Origin of the sequence: Ectothiorhodospira magna (genome assembly GCF_900110965.1) — a bacterium.
Taxonomy (GTDB): Bacteria; Pseudomonadota; Gammaproteobacteria; order Ectothiorhodospirales; family Ectothiorhodospiraceae; genus Ectothiorhodospira; species Ectothiorhodospira magna.
In genome coordinates this window covers 73,630-94,443 of record NZ_FOFO01000011.1, presented here as the reverse complement: position 1 = coordinate 94,443, position 20,814 = coordinate 73,630, and the positions used below count along the sequence as shown (strand labels likewise).

17 protein-coding genes are annotated in these 20,814 nt (G+C 63.2%); 5 read left to right on the top strand and 12 right to left on the bottom strand.

Translation table 11 applies throughout. The features are described 5' to 3' along the window. Positions 1 to 416: RNA-guided endonuclease TnpB family protein (locus tag BMX62_RS06080; protein ID WP_143339666.1), on the top strand; the 416-nt coding region annotated here is incomplete at its 5' end. Between the two features lie 50 nt (positions 417 to 466). On the opposite strand, the gene BMX62_RS06075 is transcribed toward BMX62_RS06080, so the two are convergent. The 10 genes from BMX62_RS06075 to acnD form a co-directional block, all read right to left on the bottom strand. After that, a complete protein-coding gene (locus BMX62_RS06075) occupies positions 467 to 1,777 on the bottom strand; it encodes a coproporphyrinogen-III oxidase family protein (protein ID WP_162273509.1) in 1,311 nt (436 codons plus the stop codon). Next, positions 1,774 to 2,601 carry a heme ABC transporter ATP-binding protein gene (locus tag BMX62_RS06070; protein WP_090205919.1) on the bottom strand — a complete coding sequence of 276 codons (828 nt, stop codon included), beginning with the start codon at positions 2,599 to 2,601 and terminating at the stop codon, positions 1,774 to 1,776. The genes BMX62_RS06075 and BMX62_RS06070 overlap by 4 nt, the downstream gene beginning before the upstream one ends. A 63-nt stretch (positions 2,602 to 2,664) precedes the next feature. Next, on the bottom strand, positions 2,665 to 3,996 hold the full coding sequence (iscB, locus tag BMX62_RS06065; protein WP_090205914.1) for an RNA-guided endonuclease IscB: 1,332 nt from the start codon (positions 3,994 to 3,996) through the stop codon (positions 2,665 to 2,667). Positions 3,997 to 4,260: 264 nt separating this feature from the next. Next, positions 4,261 to 5,355, bottom strand: a complete 1,095-nt coding sequence (locus BMX62_RS06060; RefSeq protein WP_090205911.1) for a FecCD family ABC transporter permease — start codon at positions 5,353 to 5,355, stop codon at positions 4,261 to 4,263. Beyond that, entirely contained in the window at positions 5,352 to 6,233 is an 882-nt protein-coding gene (locus BMX62_RS06055) for a heme/hemin ABC transporter substrate-binding protein (RefSeq protein WP_090205908.1), read from the bottom strand. Before BMX62_RS06055 ends, BMX62_RS06060 begins: the two co-directional genes overlap by 4 nt. A gap of 56 nt (positions 6,234 to 6,289) precedes the next feature. Continuing rightward, positions 6,290 to 8,323, bottom strand: a complete 2,034-nt coding sequence (locus tag BMX62_RS06050; RefSeq protein ID WP_090205905.1) for a TonB-dependent hemoglobin/transferrin/lactoferrin family receptor — start codon at positions 8,321 to 8,323, stop codon at positions 6,290 to 6,292. Between the two features lie 176 nt (positions 8,324 to 8,499). Continuing rightward, a complete protein-coding gene (locus BMX62_RS06045; RefSeq protein ID WP_090205902.1) occupies positions 8,500 to 9,165 on the bottom strand; it encodes an SDR family oxidoreductase in 666 nt (221 codons plus the stop codon). Further along, positions 9,162 to 9,713 (bottom strand): heme utilization cystosolic carrier protein HutX, encoded by a 552-nt coding sequence (gene hutX, locus BMX62_RS06040; protein ID WP_090205899.1) that lies wholly within the window; start codon positions 9,711 to 9,713, stop codon positions 9,162 to 9,164. Before hutX ends, BMX62_RS06045 begins: the two co-directional genes overlap by 4 nt. 176 nt (positions 9,714 to 9,889) lie before the next feature. After that, positions 9,890 to 11,071, bottom strand: coding sequence for a 2-methylaconitate cis-trans isomerase PrpF (prpF, locus tag BMX62_RS06035; RefSeq protein WP_090205896.1), 1,182 nt, complete (start codon positions 11,069 to 11,071; stop codon positions 9,890 to 9,892). Positions 11,072 to 11,161: 90 nt separating this feature from the next. Then, complete coding sequence (acnD, locus tag BMX62_RS06030) at positions 11,162 to 13,759, bottom strand: Fe/S-dependent 2-methylisocitrate dehydratase AcnD (protein ID WP_090205893.1); 2,598 nt, start codon at positions 13,757 to 13,759, stop codon at positions 11,162 to 11,164. Positions 13,760 to 13,956: 197 nt separating this feature from the next. On the opposite strand from acnD, the gene BMX62_RS06025 reads away from it, so the two are divergent. Next, a complete protein-coding gene (locus tag BMX62_RS06025; protein WP_090205888.1) occupies positions 13,957 to 15,222 on the top strand; it encodes a sensor domain-containing diguanylate cyclase in 1,266 nt (421 codons plus the stop codon). A 14-nt stretch (positions 15,223 to 15,236) separates the two neighbouring features. Here BMX62_RS06025 and BMX62_RS06020 read toward each other — a convergent pair whose 3' ends face one another. Together BMX62_RS06020 and BMX62_RS06015 are read right to left on the bottom strand one after the other, a co-directional pair. After that, positions 15,237 to 17,462 (bottom strand): hybrid sensor histidine kinase/response regulator, encoded by a 2,226-nt coding sequence (locus tag BMX62_RS06020; RefSeq protein ID WP_090205885.1) that lies wholly within the window; start codon positions 17,460 to 17,462, stop codon positions 15,237 to 15,239. A 104-nt stretch (positions 17,463 to 17,566) separates the two neighbouring features. Next, a complete protein-coding gene (locus BMX62_RS06015) occupies positions 17,567 to 17,998 on the bottom strand; it encodes a DsrE family protein (RefSeq protein ID WP_090205882.1) in 432 nt (143 codons plus the stop codon). Positions 17,999 to 18,073: 75 nt separating this feature from the next. Here BMX62_RS06015 and BMX62_RS06010 point away from each other — a divergent pair, with 75 nt between their 5' ends. The 3 genes from BMX62_RS06010 to ahpF all read left to right on the top strand — a co-directional run bounded on the left by BMX62_RS06010 (position 18,074) and on the right by ahpF (position 20,610). After that, on the top strand, positions 18,074 to 18,274 hold the full coding sequence (locus BMX62_RS06010) for a hypothetical protein (protein ID WP_090205879.1): 201 nt from the start codon (positions 18,074 to 18,076) through the stop codon (positions 18,272 to 18,274). A 125-nt stretch (positions 18,275 to 18,399) separates the two neighbouring features. Continuing rightward, positions 18,400 to 18,963, top strand: a complete 564-nt coding sequence (ahpC, locus tag BMX62_RS06005) for an alkyl hydroperoxide reductase subunit C (RefSeq protein ID WP_090205876.1) — start codon at positions 18,400 to 18,402, stop codon at positions 18,961 to 18,963. Positions 18,964 to 19,053: 90 nt separating this feature from the next. Next, on the top strand, positions 19,054 to 20,610 hold the full coding sequence (gene ahpF, locus BMX62_RS06000; RefSeq protein ID WP_090205873.1) for an alkyl hydroperoxide reductase subunit F: 1,557 nt from the start codon (positions 19,054 to 19,056) through the stop codon (positions 20,608 to 20,610). Positions 20,611 to 20,814: the final 204 nt, after the last annotated feature.

The following is a 20,814-nucleotide window of genomic DNA, read 5'->3' as shown; positions in this document are numbered from 1 at the left end:
AGCACAAGCTCTCTCGACAGATCGTTGACGACAACCAAGCGGTGATCGTCGAGACGCTGAAGGTCGGCAACATGATGAAAAACGCCAGACTCGCCAAGCACATCGGCGATGCGTCCTGGTATGCCTTGACCACCAAGCTGGACTACAAGGCCAGGGAGCAGGGCAAGCATCTGGTCAAGATCGACCCGTGGTTTGCCAGCTCCAAAACCTGCCATGTCTGCCAGCACAAGAGGGACGCCATGCCGTTGAACGTCCGGTCGTGGGAATGCCCGACCTGCCACACACAGCATGACCGGGATATCAACGCGGCGCTGAACATCAAGCATCAAGGCATAGTAAAGCTGAAGGCGGAAGGGCTGTCCGTCTCTGCCCATGGAGGCTTGCGTAAGTCCGGCACATCGCCGGCTGCTGCCTGAGAAGTGGGAAGCCTCGCCCGTGGCGCGTCAGCGCTTAGGGCGGGGAGCAGTCACCGCTGCTCCATGGCGCAACCCGCCAGTTCCGCCGCCAGATTATTGCCCCAGAACACGCCTTTGGGGGTCAGGATATGACGATCCTCGCCGACGGGGGTCAGCAGATGTCGCTCCACCAGTTGTCGGCAACGCCGCCTGACCGGGTCCCGTGCCGGCTCCGGCAACCGCTCCAGTTCCACCCGTCCGAACTGGATGGCGCCAATAAAGCGGTACAGGGCATCGTAGGGCGGACGGGTGGTCATGCCCTCGCGGTCGGTGATCTTCTCCAGACTCCGGGCATAAGCCTCCAGGGACAAGGGGTTCATGAGCATCATGCCGGCCAGTCGCCCGCCGGCACCGGCCCCCAGGGGCAGGGTGTCGCCGCCCTGGTAGCGCAATGCCACGTAGCGGTAACGGTCCCTGTCGGGCCTGACCATTTTGGTCAGTTCCAGAATTTCGAATCCCTGCCGTTGACCGGCTTCCAGAATCCGTGAGAACAGTTGCCATTCCCGGGCCAGGGTCTGGGGTGTCTGATCCGCGTGGGTCATGTATTCCCGGGCCAGGTGGCTCTTTTCCCGGATCATCAGGGAATACAGGGAAAAACCCGCCAGATCCAGCTCGGCGATGGCATCAAGATCAAGCGCCAGCTCCCCGTCACTTTGCAGGGGATAGTGATAGATCAGATCCATGCCCAGATTGTCCAGCCCCAGGGCGCGAAGTCGGCGCACATGGTCCCTGGCCCAGGCACCCTCTCCCAGTCGGCCCAGCAGTTGCCGGCCCCGGTCATGAAAGGTCTGCACGCCCAGGCTCACCCGATTGACGCCTTCCGCCATGATCGCCCGCAACTTGTCCTCATCCAGATCGGAGAGGCTGCTCTCCAGGGTGATTTCCACGTCATCCGTCAAGTGAAAATGGGCCTTGAGTGCCCGCAGGATCCGCTGCAGGTCGGGGGTGGACAGGGTGCTGGGGGTGCCGCCACCGAAATACACGGCGCCATAGATGCCGTCCCGGACATAGGGAATTCTGGTGACGGCTTCCATTTCCCGGATCAGCAGATCGGCATAGCGGGACTCGGGGCTGCCCTTCATCCGGCGCATGTTGCAGAAATGACAGATCCGGCGACAGAACGGGATGTGCAGGTAAATGGCCCTGGGGCGCGAGTCCGCCGTCCGGTTCAGCAGGTGATCGCCCAGGGTCGCGGTGCCCTCGCACAGGGGCTGCAGCGGCATGATGGCGTCATGATGGCTGCGCTTGCGCCGGGGGTAGGGCAGATCCTCGCTGAAGGCAGGCATGGACAGGTCGGGCATGTCGGTGGCGATGGGTGTCATGCGGCATGCTCCCGGTGAGCGGTGGCGCGACCCAGGCCGTAGCGCATGCGGACCCAGGGGCATCCGGTGAGACTGTCCCTTTCCACCAGGCATTCCACGCCCCATGCGTGGGTGATGGTTTCGGCGCGCATGACCTGGGCCGGCGTGCCGCTGGCCACCACCTTACCGTCCTTGAGCACGGTGATATGGTCCGCGTAGGCGGCGGCCAGATTCAGGTCGTGCAGCACCACCAGGATGGTTCGACCCCGGGCGGCGTCCACCCGCAGCAGTTCCATGAGCCGCAGCTGATGCCTGACGTCCAGGGCCGAAGTGGGTTCGTCCAGCAACAGCAGGCCCGGTTGGTCCGGTCCCGTGTCGTGAACCTGGGCCAGCACCCGGGCCATCTGCACCCGCTGGCGTTCCCCGCCGGAAAGACTGCGGTAGTCCCGGCCCGACAGGTGCCATACGCCGGCCCGGTCCAGGGCCTCGCGGACGATTCTGGCGTCCCGTTCCGGAGTGCGATGGGGCAGCCGCCCCATCTCCGCCACTTCCCAGGCGGTGAGCGGGAACGTGACCACGGTGTCCTGGGGCAGTACCGCCCGGCAGCGGGCCAGGGCATGGGGACACCATTGGTCCAGTGTCTGTCCGCACCAGGTGACCTCGCCGCTGCTGGGCCGCAGATCACCGGCCATCACCGACAGCAAGGTGCTCTTGCCGGCACCGTTGGGGCCTACCAGCACATGCACGCTGCCCGGGCGGATCTCCAGTCCGGCCTGATCCAGCAGGCGCCGCCCCCCTCGTTCCACCACCAGATTGGACACTTTTGCCAGGGCCTGTGTGTTCATCGTTTTGCGCGAGAAACCCCGTCCTTCAGGGCGGGGAGGGATAGCGCATCGTGCGCAGCACGATCACGCGGCCCTGGTCGCGTCCTCCTTTATCGGTTTGGGTTGAAAAGCATAGCCATAGCCATCAGCTCTTTGCAGCAGGCGGCAATGGCGATGTGAAATTCCCTGAACCACACCCTCTTGGGTCTGGATATTGAAACTGCCGGTGGCGCGAATGGCCACCCGGCCCTGATAGGTGCCGGCCTTTTTACCGGTCGGCACGTTGGCCTGCACCAAGTCTCCGGTCTGAAAGCCTTTTACCTGTTTTTGCCGCATCAGGTAGCCACGGGGAAAGCCAAAGCGGTTGAGCCGGGTGCGCTGATAACTGCCCCGGCCCATGGCTCGTACCGTCAAGGTGGGCACGTTCCAGTGGGTGACGGCGGTGACTGGCCCGACACAGGCTGCATCCAGGGCGTGGGTCTTGGGAATACCCAATCGCTGTCGATTGTATTTGGTGCGGCCACCGCTACTGGTGATCACCGGCAGGCCCGTGGCCTGAAGCTGTCGGAACAGTGCCCAGCGGGTGCTGTTGACGGCGGCGGCATCTTTGAGGGGGGGCTTGGCCTGGGCCTTGATCCGTTGCAGGCGCTTGGGATCATCGGCCAGAAACACGTCCACGGGCTGATTGCCTTTGGCCTGATTGCAGCCACGACAAGCCAGGGTCAGATTGCTGACCCGATCCGAGCCGCCCCGGCTTTTGGGGTGAATATGGTCGATCTCCAGGGGCACTTTCCTGGCGCCGCAATAGGCGCAGCACCGTTGCCACTTCTCCAGCAGGTATTCCTGTACTTCATAACCGTGCAATGTCCCCTGTTGGTATTCAACGCCGCTGATTTCTGGATTGTCCATCGCCTGCATATCAAACCGAACCCGCTCCATGGTGATCCCCGTCACCGGGGCCAGTCGGCACAATCGGTTCACCCAGGTCATCGTGGTGTCCACGCGATGTTGCAGGCTGGGGGCCAGCCAGCCCCGTGGCCGAGTCCGGTTGTGGAATCGGGGCGCCCGGTGGCGCAACTGTCCCCGCCGCCGCCGACGAAAGGCCCGGCGCTGGATCAGCGTATCCTTGATCTGTTGGCCCCGGTGTTCGATCTCCATCAGCATCAACACCTGTTGTTGCTCCGGGTCGGTATCATCCTCCCGGATCACCGTGACTCCGGTGGTCTTGCTGCCGGGGTCAATCTTGATCTGGATGGGCTGCAGCACAGATTCTTCCACCGTGCGGTCCTTGAGCCGGATGGTGAATGGACGCATCCGATGGACCACGGCCCGGCCCCGCTCCAGCAGCAATCGTGCCCGCTTCTCCGAGCAGGGCATCAGGGGCTTTTTCCTCTTGTCCAGTACCAAAACCGCCATTTCAAACCTCCTAAAATAGAACCCTTACGAGTCCAGTGACGTGGGGCTTGCGCCCCATCTCCCCTCGGGAATGTCTGCAACCGGCTCCTGCTGACGCGGCGGCTGGAACCTTCGGCGCTTTACCTTTCGCCAGCATGATCCCAACCTTCCAGAGCGGCGGACTGAGGCAGCATCCGCCGGTGGGTCTTGACGACCTGTTGCAAACGTAGCGGACTTTCACCGCTTTCCCTGGTCAACCCGGCTTGCTCTCACAAGCCCCCGACTTCAGTCGGGGGTAGTTGACCCGAACCTCCCTTTTTGCCGCAGCAGCAGCCAGAGGAAAAATGGTCCCCCCAGCAGGGATGTGAGCAGCCCGATGGGCAGCTCCGCGGGGGCGACGATGATGCGGGCGAGGGCATCGGCCAGCAGGAGCAGCAGGGCGCCCCCCAGGGCCGAGGCCGGCAGCAGATAACGGTGGTCCGGGCCGATGGTCAGGCGCAGCAGATGGGGCACCACCAGCCCGACGAATCCGATGATGCCGGCAATGGCCACGGAGGCACCCACCGCCAGGGCGGCCATGACCACCACCAGGGTCTTGATCCGGTGCACGGGAAAGCCCAGATGGGTGGCCACGGACTCCCCCAGCATGAGGCCGTTGAGGGCACGGGCCACCAGGGGCATGCAGGCCAGGGCCAGCAGGACCAGTCCCGCGCTGACGGCCCACAGGGTCCAGCCGGCGTGAGCCAGCGAACCCATGTTCCAGAAGGTGAGGGTACGCAGTTGCTGGTCGTCGGCCATGTACACCAGCATGCCGGTGGCGGCGCCGGCAATGGCATTGATGGCGATCCCGCCCAGCAGCAGGGTGGCCACCGAGGTATGCCCGCCGTGACTGGCCAGCCGGTAGACCAGCCAGGTGGTCCCCAGACCACCGGCAAACGCCGCCAGCGGCAGGGTGAACACGCCCAGGGCCATGACCAGGGGGGCCAGCACGGTGGTGCCCAGCACGATCACGCTGACCGCCCCCAGGGCCGCGCCGGCGGATACGCCGATCAGGCCCGGGTCGGCCAGCGGGTTCCTGAACAGGCCCTGCAGGGCCACCCCGCTCACGGCCAGGGCGGCACCCACGGTGATGGCCACCAGCACCCGGGGCAGGCGCAGGTTGAGAATGACTTCCCGCAGGAACGGGTCATCCAGGTGTCCGGTCAATACCCACAGGACTTCCGCCGGACTCACCTCCACCGCGCCGGTGGTCAGTCCCAGCAGAGCGGCGGCGAGGACCGCCGGTATCAGGGCGATCACCACCCAGCGGGCACGGGCCGCGCGGGAGCCGGGCGCCGAGAGGGTCCCGGTGGCGGGGATTTGGGAAGCCACCGTGCTCATGGGGATGGGATATCGGTGAAGCGGGCGTCCCGGCGGGGGTGTGACTCACCCGCCAGGAAACGGGTGACCGTGAGCACGGCCTCGCCCAGCCTCGGGCCGAACCCCAGCAGGAACAGGGTGTCGCCCACATATTGCGGTACCCGCCCCAGCATGCCGCCGAAGTCCGCCGCCGCCGCCCCGGTGATCACCAGGGCATCGGGGCGTTTGGCCATGACGCCTTCCCGGGACACGGGCCGATAGCCGGCAAAGTCGGTGAAGACATTGCGTCCGCCGGCCAGGCGGATCAGGGCATCCGCCTTGGTGTCCCGGCCCGCGGCCACCGCATTGCCCTGGCCGTGGGCCATCAGGGCCACCACGGCGGGCGGGCGGGGAAATCCCGCCCGCAGATCCCTGGCCCGGGCCAGGTCCTGGTCCACATCGTCGATGACCCGCCGGGCGGTTTCCGTGGCGTCCAGCCATTGTCCCAGGGTCCGTACCCTGGCCCTGAACCCTTCCAGGCTCGGTTCCCCGGGGACGGTCAGTATCCGGACACCGGCCTCCCGGGCCCGGGTCAGCGTGCCTTCGGGTCCGGCGCTGCCGTCATGGATCAGGGCATGGGGCCGCAGGGCCAGCAGGCTCTCGATGGTGAGGGTGTGCTGGTAGCCCACCCTGGGCAGGGCCTCGGCGGCCACCGGGTAGGTGCTGGTGCTGTCGGTACCCACGATCCGGTCGCCGGCCCCCAGGGCGAAGACGGTCTCCGTCAGTCCGCCACCGACGGTGATGAGGCGGTGCCCCTCACTCAGTCCGTCATCGGCACGGTGCTGCATGGCCCACAGGCCGTCAGGCAGACCGGCGAGGGCCATGACGCCCATCAGGCGCAGCAGTTCACGACGGTGCATGTCGACCTCGGTCGCTGCGGATGTTCAGCGGGTTCATGGCAGGGATCTCCTTGATGTCAGAAGCGATAGCTGGCCTGGATCTTCACGTTGCGCCCCGGGTCGTTCATGGATGACAGGTGAGGGCGGTAGGTCTTGTCGGTGAGGTTGTCGATGCCGAAATCCACCCGCATCCGGTCCCGGTCCGCGCCAGGTCGCAGGGTCAGAAAGACATCGGTGAGGGTGTAGCTGTCGGCGGTGTCCGCGTCGTCCGGTACCCGGTCCTGGGACCAGGCATGGGTCACGCGGCCACCCAGGGTGAGCCGACCCTGCATGACATGCACGCCCCCTTCCAGCGCCAGGTTATCGGCGGGAATGCCGGACAGGGGGCCGCCTTCGGTGCGGTTGTCTCCCCGCTGCCGGGCGGCGCTCACGGTGATGAAGTGATCCGGATGGGTGTAATGAATCTCCAGTTCCTGTCCCCGCAGGCGGGCATCATTCACGTTCTCGAAGTAGGTGCGGCCACCGGGGATGGGAGGACCGAAGGCCGGCATTTCCGTTTCCACGATCTGGTCGATGAAGTCCTCCACGTCGTTCTGGTACACCGACAGTCTTGCCCGCAACCGGTCCTCGGGATGGAACAGGCCCCGTGCATGGTGGGTCAGGCCCAGTTCCTTGTTGCGGGCCTTTTCCGGTCGCAGGTCCGGGTTGGGCTCGAACCGGTTGTTGCCGAAGTGGATGCCGCCCACGTACAGGTTGGTGAGGGAGGGGGCGCGGAAGGCTTCGGAATAGCCGGCGAACAGTTCCCAGCCCGGGGTCAGGGTATAGATGGCACTGATCTGCCCCGACCATTCGGACTCGGTCAGTCGGTCGTGGTCGTCGGCGTCCTTGCTGAAATGGTCATACCGCAGGCCGGGGGCGATCTCCAGCCGGTCGGTGATGAGCAGGCGATCCACCAGGAAGATTCCGGTGACTGTCTGGCGGGCATCGGGATACATGGGACGGCGCTCGCCATCCCGCTCCCCTTTCTGGCGATCCCGGTAATGTTCCAGACCCACGACCACCAGATGATCCACCGGGCCGGTTTCAAACCGCAGGGTGTTGGTCAGGTCCAACCCCAGGGTATTGAGTTGGGTGACATCGTTGCGGCCCGTGTCGGTGCGGGTTTCGTCCAGTTCCACCTGATTGCCGTAGAGGGTGGCATCCAGATCCAGCCAGCGGCTGTCATCGGGATGCAGTTGGTAGCGCAGGGTCTGGGTCCGGTTGTCCGTGCGCCGGTCGACGATGATGGCGGTGCTGCCGGTGCCGGTGCCGGTACTGTTGGCATTGGAAGGGATCTCGTGATCGTCCCGGAAGGCTTGCAGGCTGAGGGTCAGACGGTGCCCCGGTGCCGGGGTCAGGGTGCCCTTGAGCAGGCCGGACACAATCTCGTCGCTGGTGTACAGGATGGTGTCACCGTTCCCGTCTTGCAGGTCGGATTGCTCCCGCTTGAGCACGTTGGCCAGCAGGGACAGGCGTTCTCCCCGTCCCGCGGCGGTGGCCGAGAACAGGGACTGATCCCCCTGGCTCTGGTAGCCGGCGCTCACCCGGCCGCCGGCATCGACATCCGGCCCCAGGAAGCTGTCGGCATCCTGGGTGCGGAAATTCACCACCCCGCCCAGGGCACCCGAACCATACAGGGTGGAGGCCGGTCCCCTGAGCACTTCCACCTGTTCCAGCAGCAGGGGGTCCAGAAAGATTCTGCCCTTGTGGCCGGCGCCGAAATTCTGGCGCGCATTGTCCACCCGGATCACGACCCGTTCTCCACTCAGCCCCCGGATCACCGGTTCCATGGCGATGGCACGGGTACCGCCGCCGATGTCCACGCCGGGCAGCATGCGCATGATGTCCGCCAGGTTGGCGGCCTGGTCCCGATCCATGGACTCACGGTCACGCACCGCCACCGGGGCGTTGACCTGCTCCACCGGTGCCGGCATGCGGGTGGATTCAATGAGCAGGGTGGGCAGGGTCACCGAGGCATAAAGCGGATCCCCGGCCGGATCGGCCCCGTGGGCCGTGCCGGAAAGGGCGGCGGCGATGGCCGCGGTGAGCATGCACAGGCGCTGACGCGTCATGAAACCTCCAGAACCCGACGAAGTGGGCGCACTCCGTCCCAAGCTTGAAAAGGCGGCCTGGCTGGCTTGCCGACAGGGGTCGGTGGCGGGCTGAGCTGCAAGTGGACTCAGGTGTTTCCGTGATGGGAAACACGAATTATGAAATGATATTGATTATTATTTGCAAGTCAAGGGTGTCATCCCGTCCCGGTTGCCGGGATCGGATCGATCCGGGCACGATCCCTGTCCACGGCCGCATAAGCCTTGCCGAGGGCGCCGGGATCGGACATCACCCGCCGGATCAGCAGGGCCACGTCCGCCCGCTGAATGAAGCCGTGAATGGCGGGATTTTCCGACAGCATGCCCTGGCCGGTGGCCGGTTCATCACCCAGCCCGCCGGGACGAATGAGGGTAAAGGGCACGCCGGAAGCCTTGAGATGATCCTCTGCCCGGGTCTTGGCATCCACCACATCCCCGAAGGCGGCGATGGCCTGTGCCGAGCGGAATGGTCGCATTTCGCCACAGCCAATGGACGTCACCAAAACACAGTGCCGGACGCCCCGGACGGCAGCGGCATCGACAATGATCCGGTTGCCGTCGTCGTCCACGAAACGGCCGTCTTCGGTCCGGCCCGATACCGTGGAAACCACGATGCCCTGATCATCCAGCGCATCCAAGGCCCGTTTCACATCACCGGGTTCGAGGACGTCACCGGGCAGGATATCAACCCCGATCTCCAGCAAGGGCAGGGCATCCGTGCGCGGGCGAACCATGGCCAGTACCGGGATGTCATCCCGCCGGAGCAGTCGGGCCAGTTCCAGACCGACCCCGCGGCTGGCACCGAAGATGAGGACGGGGGTCATGCGCAGGCCCCCTGGTCGGCCTGATCCAGATGCAGCAGGGCCTTTTGCAGGCGCTCGAACAGATCCAGCTGATCCTGGCGCAACTGCCGCTGTTCATCACGCCCGAGGAAGACCTTGAACATGCACTCGCCCGTCTCGTTGAAAAACTGGATCGAGGCGGTCTCCATGCCCATGAAGGGACGCCTGACGAAGACGATATGCGCACAACGCTCCGGGCGCAGATGACCGGACAGGCCGGTGCCGCCGTGCAGGTTGAAGAAACCATGGCCGGTCTTGCCGCGGGGGATCGGACCCTTGAATTCCAGGATGACGTCCTGGTTATGGATCACGGTGACCAGATCGCCCCAGTCGGAGAGGGCATGCATGACGTTGATGAAATGTCTGCCGCGTACCTCGGTCCACAGGGATCGGGGCAGGCAGTGGATGATGTCCCGCATGGAACAGCGGGCCTGCCGGGCCATGTCTTCAAGAATCCCGTCCGCCGATTGGGTCAGTTGTTGGCGTACCTGCTCCAGGTCGGTGACGGTCTCGCGGATGGCGGATGCCATGGGCGTGGTCCTCCAGTGTGGGAATGAAAGGGTTCAGGTGCCGACATGAAAGCACAAACGATAATTATTCGCAATAATGGATCGGGTTCGGCTTCCTTGTATCCTGGCCGAAAAAAAGCCCCGGACAAGGCCGGGGCGTTTTGCATCATCGGGGGGGCGGTCTGGCCGCCGGCAGATCAGGCATTGTCCGCGGGAATCCTGACCCAGCCTTCCATCAGTACCCGGGCGCTACGGCTCATGATGGCCTTGGTCACCGTCCATTCGCCGTTCTCGCAACGGGCTTGCGCACCCACCCGCAGGGTGCCGGAGGGATGGCCGAAACGCACCGCCGTGCGCTCACCGCCGCCGGCCGCCAGATTCACCAGGGTACCGGGGATGGCCGCCGCGGTACCGATGGCCACGGCGGCCGTACCCATCATGGCGTGGTGCAGCTTGCCCATGGACAGGGCGCGCACCAGCAGGTCCACATCCTCCGCCCGGACGGGCTTGCCGCTGGAAGACACGTAATCCTTCGGCCCGGCGACGAAGGCCACCTTCGGGGTGTGCTGGCGCTGGGCGGCCTCTTTCAGGTCGCTGATCAGGCCCATGCGCAGGGCGCCGTGGGCACGCAGGGTCTCGAATCGCTCCAGCGCCTTTGCGTCTCCGTTGATGGCCTCCTGCAGTTCGGTGCCGGTATAGCCGATGTCCTCGGCGTTGACGAAGATGGTGGGGATGCCGGCATTGATCATGGTGGCCTTCAGGGTGCCCAGGCCAGGGACATCCAGATCGTCCACCAGATTGCCGGTGGGGAACATGGAGCCGCCGGTGTCATCCGCCGGTTCCATGAACTCGATCTGCACCTCGGCGGCGGGGAAGGTGACCCCGTCCAGTTCGAAGTCGCCGGTTTCCTGTACCGCGCCGTCGGTGATGGGGACGTGGGCGATGATGGTCTTGCCGATGTTGGCCTGCCAGATGCGCACCGTGGCGATGCCGTTGTCGGGGATGCGGCCGGGGTCCACCAGACCGGCGCTGATGCCGAAGGCCCCCACGGCGGCGGTGAGATTGCCGCAGTTGCCGCTCCAGTCCACGAAGGCCGTGTCGATGGAGACCTGGCCGAACAGGTAGTCTACGTCGTGATCCGGGCGGGTGCTTTTGGACAGGATCACGGTCTTGCTGGTGCTGGAGGTGGCGCCGCCCATGCCGTCGATCTGTTTGCCGTAGGGGTCGGGGCTGCCGATCACCCGCAGCAGCAGGGCGTCCCGGGCCGGTCCAGGGACCTGAGCGGCCTCGGGCAGGTCGGTCAGGTTGAAGAACACGCCCTTGCTGGTGCCGCCGCGCATGTAGGTGGCGGGGATCCTGATCTGGGGTTTGTGGCTCACGAAGATGTCTCCTGGAAATCCTGGCAACAACTCAGGGCTTTGGATGGGTGAACACCCCTCTCCCGCAAGGGGAGAGGGGCCTGCAGTGGCTCAGGCGGCGTTTTCCGCCTCCAGGAAGTCCTGGGCAAAACGCTGCAGGACACCACCGGCATCGTAGATGGAGACCTCTTCCGCCGTATCCAGCCGGCAGGTCACCGGCACCTCCACCCGCTCACCGTTGCGGCGATGGATCACCAGGGTGAGGGTGGTGCGCGGCTTGCGCTCACCGATCACGTCATAGGTTTCGGTGCCGTCGAGGGCCAGGGTGTTGCGGTTGGTGCCCGGCTGGAATTCCAGCGGCAGCACGCCCATGCCGATCAGGTTGGTGCGATGGATGCGCTCAAAGCCCTCGGCAACGATGGCCTCCACCCCCGCCAGACGTACGCCCTTGGCCGCCCAGTCGCGGGAGGAACCCTGACCGTAATCGGCACCGGCGATGATGATCAGGGGCTGCCGGCGGGACATGTAGGTCTCGATGGCCTCCCACATGCGGGTTACCTGGCCTTCCGGCTCGATCCGGGCCAGGGAGCCCTGCTTCACCTTGCCGTTTTCGTCCCGCACCATCTCGTTGAGCAGCTTGGGGTTGGCAAAGGTGGCCCGCTGGGCGGTCAGGTGGTCGCCGCGATGGGTGGCGTAGGAATTGAAGTCTTCCTCCGGCAGGCCCATTTTCGCCAGGTATTCCCCGGCGGCACTGCTGGCCAGAATGGCGTTGGATGGCGACAGGTGGTCAGTGGTGATGTTGTCACCCAGCACCGCCAGCGGGCGCATGCCCTTGAGGGCGCGCTCACCGGCCAGGGCGCCTTCCCAGTAGGGGGGGCGGCGGATGTAGGTGCTCATGGGGCGCCAGTCGTAGAGGGGGGTGACAGTTTCGGTAGACTGGTCCCGGGCCTCGAACATGGGGATGTAGACCTCCCGGAACTGTTCGGGCTTGACGCTGGCACGCACGATGGCGTCGATTTCCTCGTCGCTGGGCCAGATGTCCTTGAGGGTGACGGGATTGCCGTCGGCATCGTGTCCCAGCACATCCTTCTCGATGTCGAAGCGGATGGTCCCGGCAATGGCATAGGCCACCACCAGGGGCGGGGAGGCCAGGAAGGCCTGCTTGGCATAGGGGTGAATGCGGCCGTCGAAATTGCGGTTGCCGGAGAGCACGGCGGTGGCGTAGAGGTCGCGGTCGATGATCTCCTGCTGGATCTTCGGGTCCAGTGCGCCGGACATGCCGTTGCAGGTGGTGCAGGCGAACGCCACCACGCCAAAGCCCAGTTGCTCCAGTTCCGGCAGCAGGCCGGCTGCTTCCAGGTACATCTTCACCGTCTTGGAGCCGGGGGCCAGGGAGGACTTGACCCAGGGCTTGCGGGTCAGGCCCAGCCGGTTGGCATTGCGGGCGATCAGGCCCGCCGCCACCATGTTGCGCGGGTTGGAGGTGTTGGTGCAGCTGGTGATGGCGGCGATGATCACGGCCCCGTCGGGCATCTTGCCCGGCTCCTCGGTCCAGGCCCCGGCAATGCCGCGGCTGGCCAGTTCCCGGGTGGGCAGCTGGGCATGGGGGTTGGAGGGGCCGGCCAGGGTACGTTCCACGGCGGACAGGTCAAAACGCAGCACCCGCTCGTATTCGGCGCCCTTGAGGCTGTCGGCCCACAGGCCAGCCGCCTTGGCGTAGGTCTCCACCAGGGCCACCTGGGCGTCGTCGCGGCCGGTGAGCTTGAGGTAATCAATGGTCTGGCCGTCGATGTAGAACATGGCGGCGGTGGCGCCGTATTCCGGCGTCATGTTGGCGATGGTGGCCCGATCGCCCACGGTGAGGGCATCGGCACCCTCGCCGAAGAATTCCAGATAGGCGCCCACCACCCGCTCCCGACGCAGGAAGGCGGTCAGGGCCAGCACCATGTCGGTGCCGGTGATGCCCGGCTTGAGTGTGCCGGTGAGTTCCACGCCGACGATGTCCGGCAGGCGCATCATGGAGGCCCGGCCCAGCATCACGCTTTCGGCCTCCAGGCCGCCCACGCCCACGGAGATCACGCCCAGGGCATCCACCATGGGGGTGTGGCTGTCGGTACCCACGCAGGTGTCCGGGAAGGCCACGCCGTCGCGGACCTGGATCACCGGCGACATCTTTTCCAGATTGATCTGGTGCATGATGCCGTTGCCGGGGGGGATCACGTCCACATTGCGGAAGGCCTGCTTGGTCCAGTTGATGAAGTGGAAGCGGTCTTCGTTGCGGCGGTCCTCGATGGCCCGGTTCTTCTCGAAGGCGTCGGGTTCAAAGCCGCCGTGTTCCACCGCCAGGGAGTGATCCACGATCAGCTGGGTGGGCACCACCGGGTTGATCTTGGCCGGGTCGCCGCCTTTTTCGGCGATGGCGTCCCGCAGACCGGCCAGGTCCACCAGGGCGGTCTGGCCCAGGATGTCGTGGCAGACCACGCGGGCGGGGAACCAGGGGAAGTCCAGTTCACGCTTGCGCTCGATGATCTGCCTGAGCGCGTCGGTGAGTGCTTCGGGCTGGCAGCGGCGCACCAGGTTTTCCGCCAGGACGCGGGCGGTATAGGGGAGCGTGTCGTAGGCACCGGGCTGGATGGCCTCGACGGCGGCGCGGGTGTCGAAATAATCCAGCGCTGTTCCCGGCAGGTTTTTGCGGTATTGGGTGTTCATCGTTGGCAACTCGCTGCTTGATATCCCTGGGGTCCGGATCACAAGGACCCTTGACCGTGCGTGAAAGCGGGAATTATACCCGGATCACGGCGGACGGGATGCCGATGTGGTGAAATGGCATGGGTGGAGTCGGGTATGATGAGCGGTTGGAAATGGGTTCGCCAGCCTCGGTGGACCGTCTGAAAACGAGGTGCCGGATGGCTTTGATTTTATCGGATGCGATGCTCAGGACGGCCATCGAGCAGTCCTTCAATGCCGTGGTTGTCACCACCTCGCAGCTGGAGTTGCCGGGGCCACAGATCGTCTACGTGAACCAGGCGTTCTGTAACATGACGGGCTATACCGCCGAGGAACTCATGGGCAAGACCCCCCGGATCCTGCAGGGGCCGCGTACCGATCCGGAAACCATCGAGCGCCTGCGCCGGTGCCTCAATGCGGGCGAGTACTTCATCGGCAACACGGTCAATTACCGCAAGGATGGTGAATGCTACTACGTGGAATGGAACATCACCCCCATCCGCGACGGACAAGGCAGGATCACCCATTTTGTCTCCGTACAGCGGGATCTGACAGAAAAAAAGAAGGTTGAAAATGACCGCAACCTGATGGCCAACGCCCTGGAGGCCAATTCCGACCAAGTACTGATGACGGATCGGGAGGGGCACATCGTCTATGTGAATCGGGCCTTCGAGGACCAGACCGGCTACCGGCGGGAAGAGATCATCGGCCAGACACCCTCCCTGCTCAGGTCCGGTCACCATGATCACGCCTTTTATGACGAAATGTGGCATACCCTGGCCTCGGGGCAGCCGTTTCGGGCCACTTTCGTCAACAGGGCCAAGGACGGCAGCGAATTTCATCTGGAGCAGACCGTCACCCCGGTCCGTGACGATTTTGGTGAAATCACCCACTACATGAGCACCGGCAAGGACATCAGTGACCGGGTGCGCATGGAGCAGACCCTGCGGCGGATGGCCACCATTGATCTGCTGACCGGCCTGCCCAATCGCAGTTTTGGTGAACAGTTGCTGGAGCGTGAATGGCACCGGCAGGCCCGGTATCAGGAGGGTTTGAGCCTCATCATGGCGGATATCGATCACTTCAAATCCATCAATGACGAGCATGGCCATGACGCGGGGGATCAGGTACTGGCCCAGGTGGGCAAACAACTGCAGGCCCTGGTCCGGCGCACCGATTCTGCCATTCGCTGGGGCGGGGAGGAATTCCTGATTCTGGTGCCCAGGGCCAATCTGGAGCAGGCGATAGAACTGGCGGAGCGGATCCGTTTGGGGATTCGCTGTCAGCATCATCCCGGAGTGGGACGGGTCACCATGAGTTTTGGCGTGGCCTGTTATCAGCCGGACGATAGCCGCAAGAGCCTGCTCAGACGGGCAGATCAGACCCTGTATGCCGCCAAGGAGGCTGGCCGTGATCGGGTCATGGCCAGCCCGGATACCGATTAGCGCGACAGGTCCGGCTACTCAGCCCGCCGGCTGGGAGGCTCGACCCGATCCAGCGTGTCCAGAATCTCCATCAGGAGCGGAATGTCCAGGGGTTTGGTCAGATAGTGGTCAAAACCGGCCTGCCGGCCCCGCTCCTGGTCCCCCTTCATGGCATTGGCAGAAATGGCAATGACCGGAAGATGGGCGGTTTCCGGATGGGTTTTCAGTTCCCCCAGGGCGTCGTAGCCATTCATGCCGGGTAGATTGATGTCCATGAGCACCACCGTCGGCTGGTGCTGGCGAGCCAGGGCAATGCCGGTTTCTGCATCCTCGGCCATCAGCAGATGAATGCGGGATTGACGCCCCATGACCCGTTCCATCAGTCGTCTACTGGCCGGATTGTCTTCCACATAAAGTACGGTCAGCGGATTCATGTGAACACTCATTCCACCTTCCGGGGCGGTGGTGGGGGATGGAGGGGTACAGGCAAGCAACATGGATGTCGAGGGTGTGTGTGGAGCGGTCTGAGTATAGGCACAAGTCAGTGGCAGTTCCACCCAGAAGGTGCTGCCCTGCCCCTCCGCGCTGCTAAAGCCGATGTCACCTCCCATGGCGGTCATGATCTTCTGGGTGATGATCAGACCAATACCGGTACCTTCCACGTGGCTGCATTCGGCGCCGAGACGATCAAAAGCGATAAACAAGCGATCCTGCTTGTCTGCGGGAATGCCAGGGCCGCTGTCGCTGACCTGGATTCTGATCCGGTCAGGCGTCGGATAGGCCAGGGTGATCTCTACCCAGCCTTGGGGCCGGTTATACTTGATGCCGTTGCTGAGCAGGTTGATCAGAGCCTGGCGCAATCGGGTGTGATCCGCCCGTACCAGGCAATCCTCCGGCAGGAGGGGCAATGGCTTGAGTGTGATTTGCCGCTCTGCGGCCATCCCGGCCACAAAGCTGCACCCTTCGCTCAGCACCGACCCCAGGGGGACGGCCTCGATGTTCAGATGGAGCTGACCGGCATCGATTCGGGCCAGATCAATCAGGTCGTTGATGAGGGTGAGCAGGTGCTGGCCGGCTTTTTGAATGTGATGGATATTGTCCCGCTCCTCATCCGAGCGGTCCGGATCGATATCCAGCAGTTCGGCAAACCCCAAAATGGCATTCAGGGGGGTGCGCAGTTCGTGGCTCATGCTGGCCAGAAACTCGCTCTTGGCCCGGTTGGCGGCCTCTGCCTGCTCCTTGGCCTCCAGCAGGGCTTCCCGGTTGGCCACGCGCTGGGTGATGTCCCGCAGGGTGGCCACATGATGGGTGATCTGTCCCTGGGCATCCCTGACCGCAGTGACCAGCAGTTCCTGCGGGTACAGGTCGCCTGTCTTGCGGTAACTCCAGATTTCCCCCTGCCAACTGCCCTGCTGGCGGACACTGTCGCGGATCTGGCGATACATGGCCCTGTCCTGTAATCCTGAACCCAGTATTTTGGATGGCTGGCCAACCACATCCTGGGCATCGTAGCCGGTGATGCGTGTGAAGGCATGGTTCACCTTGAGGATGACGCCCCGTTGATCGGTGACAAACATGCCTTCTCTGGCTTCGAAGGCCGTGGCGGCGATGTGCATCTGTTGTTCCATCTGCCGCTCCTCGGTGACATCCCGTACCACCGCTAAAAAACCGGAGGGATGGCCGTGGTGTCTGACCAGGGGGGCAACATCCGCAGTAAAGTGCCGCAGGCCCAATGTGGGTAGCGATAGCTGATAATGACATCGGGTGGCAATGCCCGAGTCCCGGGTATGATTCAGGGCTGTGGCGAAGGCCTGGGCGGCTTCGGTGGGCATCAGGTCGGAAAAATGACGCCCCAGAAACTGCTCCGGCGGCATCAGCAGCAGGCTCTGGGAAGGGGTGTGATAGTCCCGGTAGCACCCGTCTTCATCCAGCACAAACAGCAATTCCTGCATGGAGGAAATCAGGGTGGAAAGACGGTTTTCCCGTTCCTTGAGGGTGTCCACCACGGCCCGATAGCGGGCTTCGCTTTCCCGCAATCGGGCGTGCTGCTCGTGGAGATGCCGGTTGATCACCAGCATGATCATCATGATCAGGAAGGCGATACCACTGGCGGCCAGCAGGCCGGGGATGGCGCCATGCTGATATTGGCTGATGTGGTGGGTTTCCAGATCGTCGTAGGCCGCGTGGATCGGCTGTGCCAACAGTGCCAGCGGGAACAGGGTCAGGGCAAGGCAGATCAGGGTGGACAGTATCCGCGTCATCCATCACCTTCCAGATGGGCCAAAAAATCCGCTTATCCTGCCATAAAAAGCCCACTTTCCCAACGGAGAAGTGGGCTTGTTGTCGGGATTATCAGCCCGGCGGGTTAGAAATTCAAGAAGCGGGTACCCTGGGCCATGAATTCACCCATCTGGGGCGGAGTGGCCACAGCCACGCCATCAATGAGATCATCTTGAGTGAAATCGCTGTTGGGCAGGAACAGGGCGCAGACGCTCACTTTGGCGCCGGCTTGCATCACACCACGCATGATCTGTTGGGCATTGGCATCGGGGCCATTCATCACCGGGCCATCATAGGCCTTGGTGCCCATCACGCCCCCCTGGTCACACAGCAGAATCTGCACCGTGGCGCCCCGTTCCACCAGTTGGCGGGCCAGGATCATGGCCATGGCCTGGGTTTGGGGCTCGCCGCTGTTGACGGTCACCAGCACCTGATTGTCTTCGGCGGCGACATGGGCCACAGGGGCCAGGGCCAGCAGCATCACCAAGGCGATCAATCCAGTCTTCAAGGGCTTCATATACGTTGCTCTCCGGGTTGAAAATGACGCTTTTAGTATATCACCCATTGCTAATATTGCGAGATTACCCGTGCCATGCTCAAGTTTTTGACCCTGCTGATTCTGATTCTATTTGTCTGGTGGCGCCTGAAACGCTGGTTGTGGCACCGACGTCTACAGGCCCAGGGACTGCCGGTGCCAGAGCAGAAGGGGGTGCGTCCCATCACGGTCCTGAGTCTGGTGCTGCTGGGGGTTTATGGCGGCTTTTTGCTCTGGCACCTGTTTGGGCAGGTGTAGCCTCGCCCTGGGCAACAGCCACGGTTTTTTATGCCGAAGAGTGATTGCATCAATCCGGAAGGCTGGGTATGATGGCATCGCGTTTTTGGAATGCGTCTAATTCATAACTCCTGGAGAAGCCTGTCATGTCCCTGATCAATACCCCAGTCAAGCCCTTCAAGGCCACCGCCTTTCACAATGGCGAATTCGTCGAGGTGACCGACGAGAGCATCAAGGGCAAGTGGTCGGTGTTCTTCTTCTATCCTGCTGACTTCACCTTCGTATGCCCCACCGAACTGGGCGATCTGGCCGACAACTATGCCGAGTTCCAGAAGTTGGGCGTGGAGATTTACAGCGTCTCTACCGATACCCACTTCACCCACAAGGCCTGGCATGACAGCTCTGAAACCATCAACAAGCTGCGGTTCCCGATGATTGCGGACCCCACCCTGGCCATTTCCCGTAACTTCGAAGTATTGATCGAGGAGGCCGGCCTGGCCGAGCGTGGTACCTTCGTGGTGGACCCCCAGGGGGTGATCCAGATCGTGGAGATCAATGCCGGTAATATCGGTCGCAATGCTGAAGAACTGCTGCGCAAGGTGAAGGCCGCTCAGTATGTGGCCGCTCATCCCAACGAAGTCTGCCCCGCCAAGTGGAAGGAAGGGGAAAAAACCCTGGCTCCTTCCCTGGATCTGGTGGGCAAGATCTGATCCGGGTCGCCCACGCCCATTGATTTGCCCAAATCTCCTATGTGTTTGCCCGGGCGGTGTCCCGGGCATTTTTTTGTGAGGTCATTCGGCATGCTGGACGTCAATCTGCAGAATCAATTGAAAAGTTATCTGGAAAAGGTCACCCAGCCTTTCGAGATTGTGGCAACCCTGGATGAGGGACAAAAGTCCACCGAACTTCTGGAGATGCTGGAGGAAATCACCGCCTTGAGCGACAAGATTTCCCTGCGCACCGATGGACAGGATGCCCGCCGGCCCTCTTTTGCCCTGGCCTGTCCCGGTCAGCAGGGACGGGTGGTGTTTGCCGGCTTGCCTATGGGCCATGAGTTCACTTCCCTGGTGCTGGCACTGTTGCAGGTGGGGGGGCATCCACCCAAGGCCACTCCCGAGGTGATCGAGCAGATCCGGTCTTTGGAAGGGACGTTCCGGTTTGAGACCTATTATTCCCTGTCGTGTCAAAACTGCCCCGACGTGGTGCAGGCCTTGAACCTGATGGCCGTGATCAATCCGAATGTGCATCATGTGGCCATCGATGGTGCCCTGTTCCAGGAGGAGGTTGAACACCGGGAAGTGATGTCTGTGCCCAGTATTTTCCTCAATGGCCAGCCCTTTGATCAGGGCCGAATGAGTCTGGAGCAGATTCTGGCCCGAATCGACAAGGGTGCCGCAGAGCGGGAAGCAAAGAAGCTCAATGACAAGGCGGCCTTTGATGTGCTGGTGGTCGGTGGTGGTCCCGCTGGCGCTGCTGCGGCCATCTATGCTGCCCGCAAGGGTATTCGCACCGGGGTCGCTGCAGAGCGTTTCGGGGGTCAGGTGCTCGATACCATGGCCATCGAGAATTTCGTCTCCGTCCCCCATACAGAAGGCCCCAAACTGGCAGCGGCACTGGAAAACCATGTCAGGGAATATGAGGTAGACATCATGAACCTGCAGCGGGCTGTCAAGCTGGTGCCCGCCCAGGAGGAGGCCGGACTGCACCAGGTACATTTTGATTCCGGGGCGGTGTTACGCAGCAAGACGGTGATTCTGGCCACCGGCGCCCGCTGGCGGGAGATGAATGTGCCCGGTGAGCAAAAATACCGGGCCAGAGGCGTGGCCTACTGCCCCCATTGCGATGGTCCCCTGTACAAGGGCAAACGGGTGGCGGTGATCGGTGGCGGTAATTCCGGCGTGGAGGCGGCCATTGATCTGGCCGGGGTGGTGGCCCATGTCACATTGGTCGAATTCATGACTGAATTGCGGGCCGATGCGGTGTTGCAAAAGAAACTGCGCAGTTTGCCCAATGTGGACATCATCACCCATGCCCAGACCATGGAAGTCAACGGGGACGGCAGCAAGGTGACCGGCCTGACCTACAAGGACCGGGATACGGATGCGCTCAAACGGCTGGATCTGGAGGGAATTTTTGTGCAAATCGGGCTGGTTCCCAATGCTGAATGGCTCCAGGAGTCGCCGGTGGCCCTGTCCCAGCGGGGTGAAATTCAGGTGGATGACCGTGGCATGACCTCGGTCCCTGGTGTTTTTGCTGCCGGAGATGTGACCACGGTGCCCTATAAGCAGATCGTGATTGCGGTGGGTGAAGGTGCCAAAGCAGCTCTGGGGGCCTTTGATCACCTGATCCGGCATTGACCACTGTCGTTAGGGGCTTTTGACGGCTTTCGGCTAAAATGACGCGGACAGTTGCCGCGGATTGCGCGTCAGCGGGTGCATCACGATTTCGCCGCCGGATGACAGGTTCACTGAACATGCGGTGGGCACCAAACAGGTGGCAAACCCATGGCAATAGGGCTAAGGTCAGGTATCAGGCGGATAGGGCAGGGCCTTCGGACACCT

Coding starts and splice junctions, on each gene's coding strand:
- ahpF (WP_090205873.1), top strand. CDS start 19,054: ATGCTGGACGTCAATCTGCAGAATCAATTGAAAAGTTATCTGGAAAAG.
- BMX62_RS06025 (WP_090205888.1), top strand. CDS start 13,957: ATGGCTTTGATTTTATCGGATGCGATGCTCAGGACGGCCATCGAGCAG.
- hutX (WP_090205899.1), bottom strand. CDS start 9,713: ATGGCATCCGCCATCCGCGAGACCGTCACCGACCTGGAGCAGGTACGC.
- BMX62_RS06020 (WP_090205885.1), bottom strand. CDS start 17,462: ATGACGCGGATACTGTCCACCCTGATCTGCCTTGCCCTGACCCTGTTC.
- BMX62_RS06015 (WP_090205882.1), bottom strand. CDS start 17,998: ATGAAGCCCTTGAAGACTGGATTGATCGCCTTGGTGATGCTGCTGGCC.
- BMX62_RS06045 (WP_090205902.1), bottom strand. CDS start 9,165: ATGACCCCCGTCCTCATCTTCGGTGCCAGCCGCGGGGTCGGTCTGGAA.
- BMX62_RS06010 (WP_090205879.1), top strand. CDS start 18,074: ATGCTCAAGTTTTTGACCCTGCTGATTCTGATTCTATTTGTCTGGTGG.
- BMX62_RS06060 (WP_090205911.1), bottom strand. CDS start 5,355: ATGAGCACGGTGGCTTCCCAAATCCCCGCCACCGGGACCCTCTCGGCG.
- BMX62_RS06055 (WP_090205908.1), bottom strand. CDS start 6,233: ATGCACCGTCGTGAACTGCTGCGCCTGATGGGCGTCATGGCCCTCGCC.
- BMX62_RS06075 (WP_162273509.1), bottom strand. CDS start 1,777: ATGACACCCATCGCCACCGACATGCCCGACCTGTCCATGCCTGCCTTC.
- BMX62_RS06070 (WP_090205919.1), bottom strand. CDS start 2,601: ATGAACACACAGGCCCTGGCAAAAGTGTCCAATCTGGTGGTGGAACGA.
- acnD (WP_090205893.1), bottom strand. CDS start 13,759: ATGAACACCCAATACCGCAAAAACCTGCCGGGAACAGCGCTGGATTAT.
- ahpC (WP_090205876.1), top strand. CDS start 18,400: ATGTCCCTGATCAATACCCCAGTCAAGCCCTTCAAGGCCACCGCCTTT.
- iscB (WP_090205914.1), bottom strand. CDS start 3,996: ATGGCGGTTTTGGTACTGGACAAGAGGAAAAAGCCCCTGATGCCCTGC.
- BMX62_RS06050 (WP_090205905.1), bottom strand. CDS start 8,323: ATGACGCGTCAGCGCCTGTGCATGCTCACCGCGGCCATCGCCGCCGCC.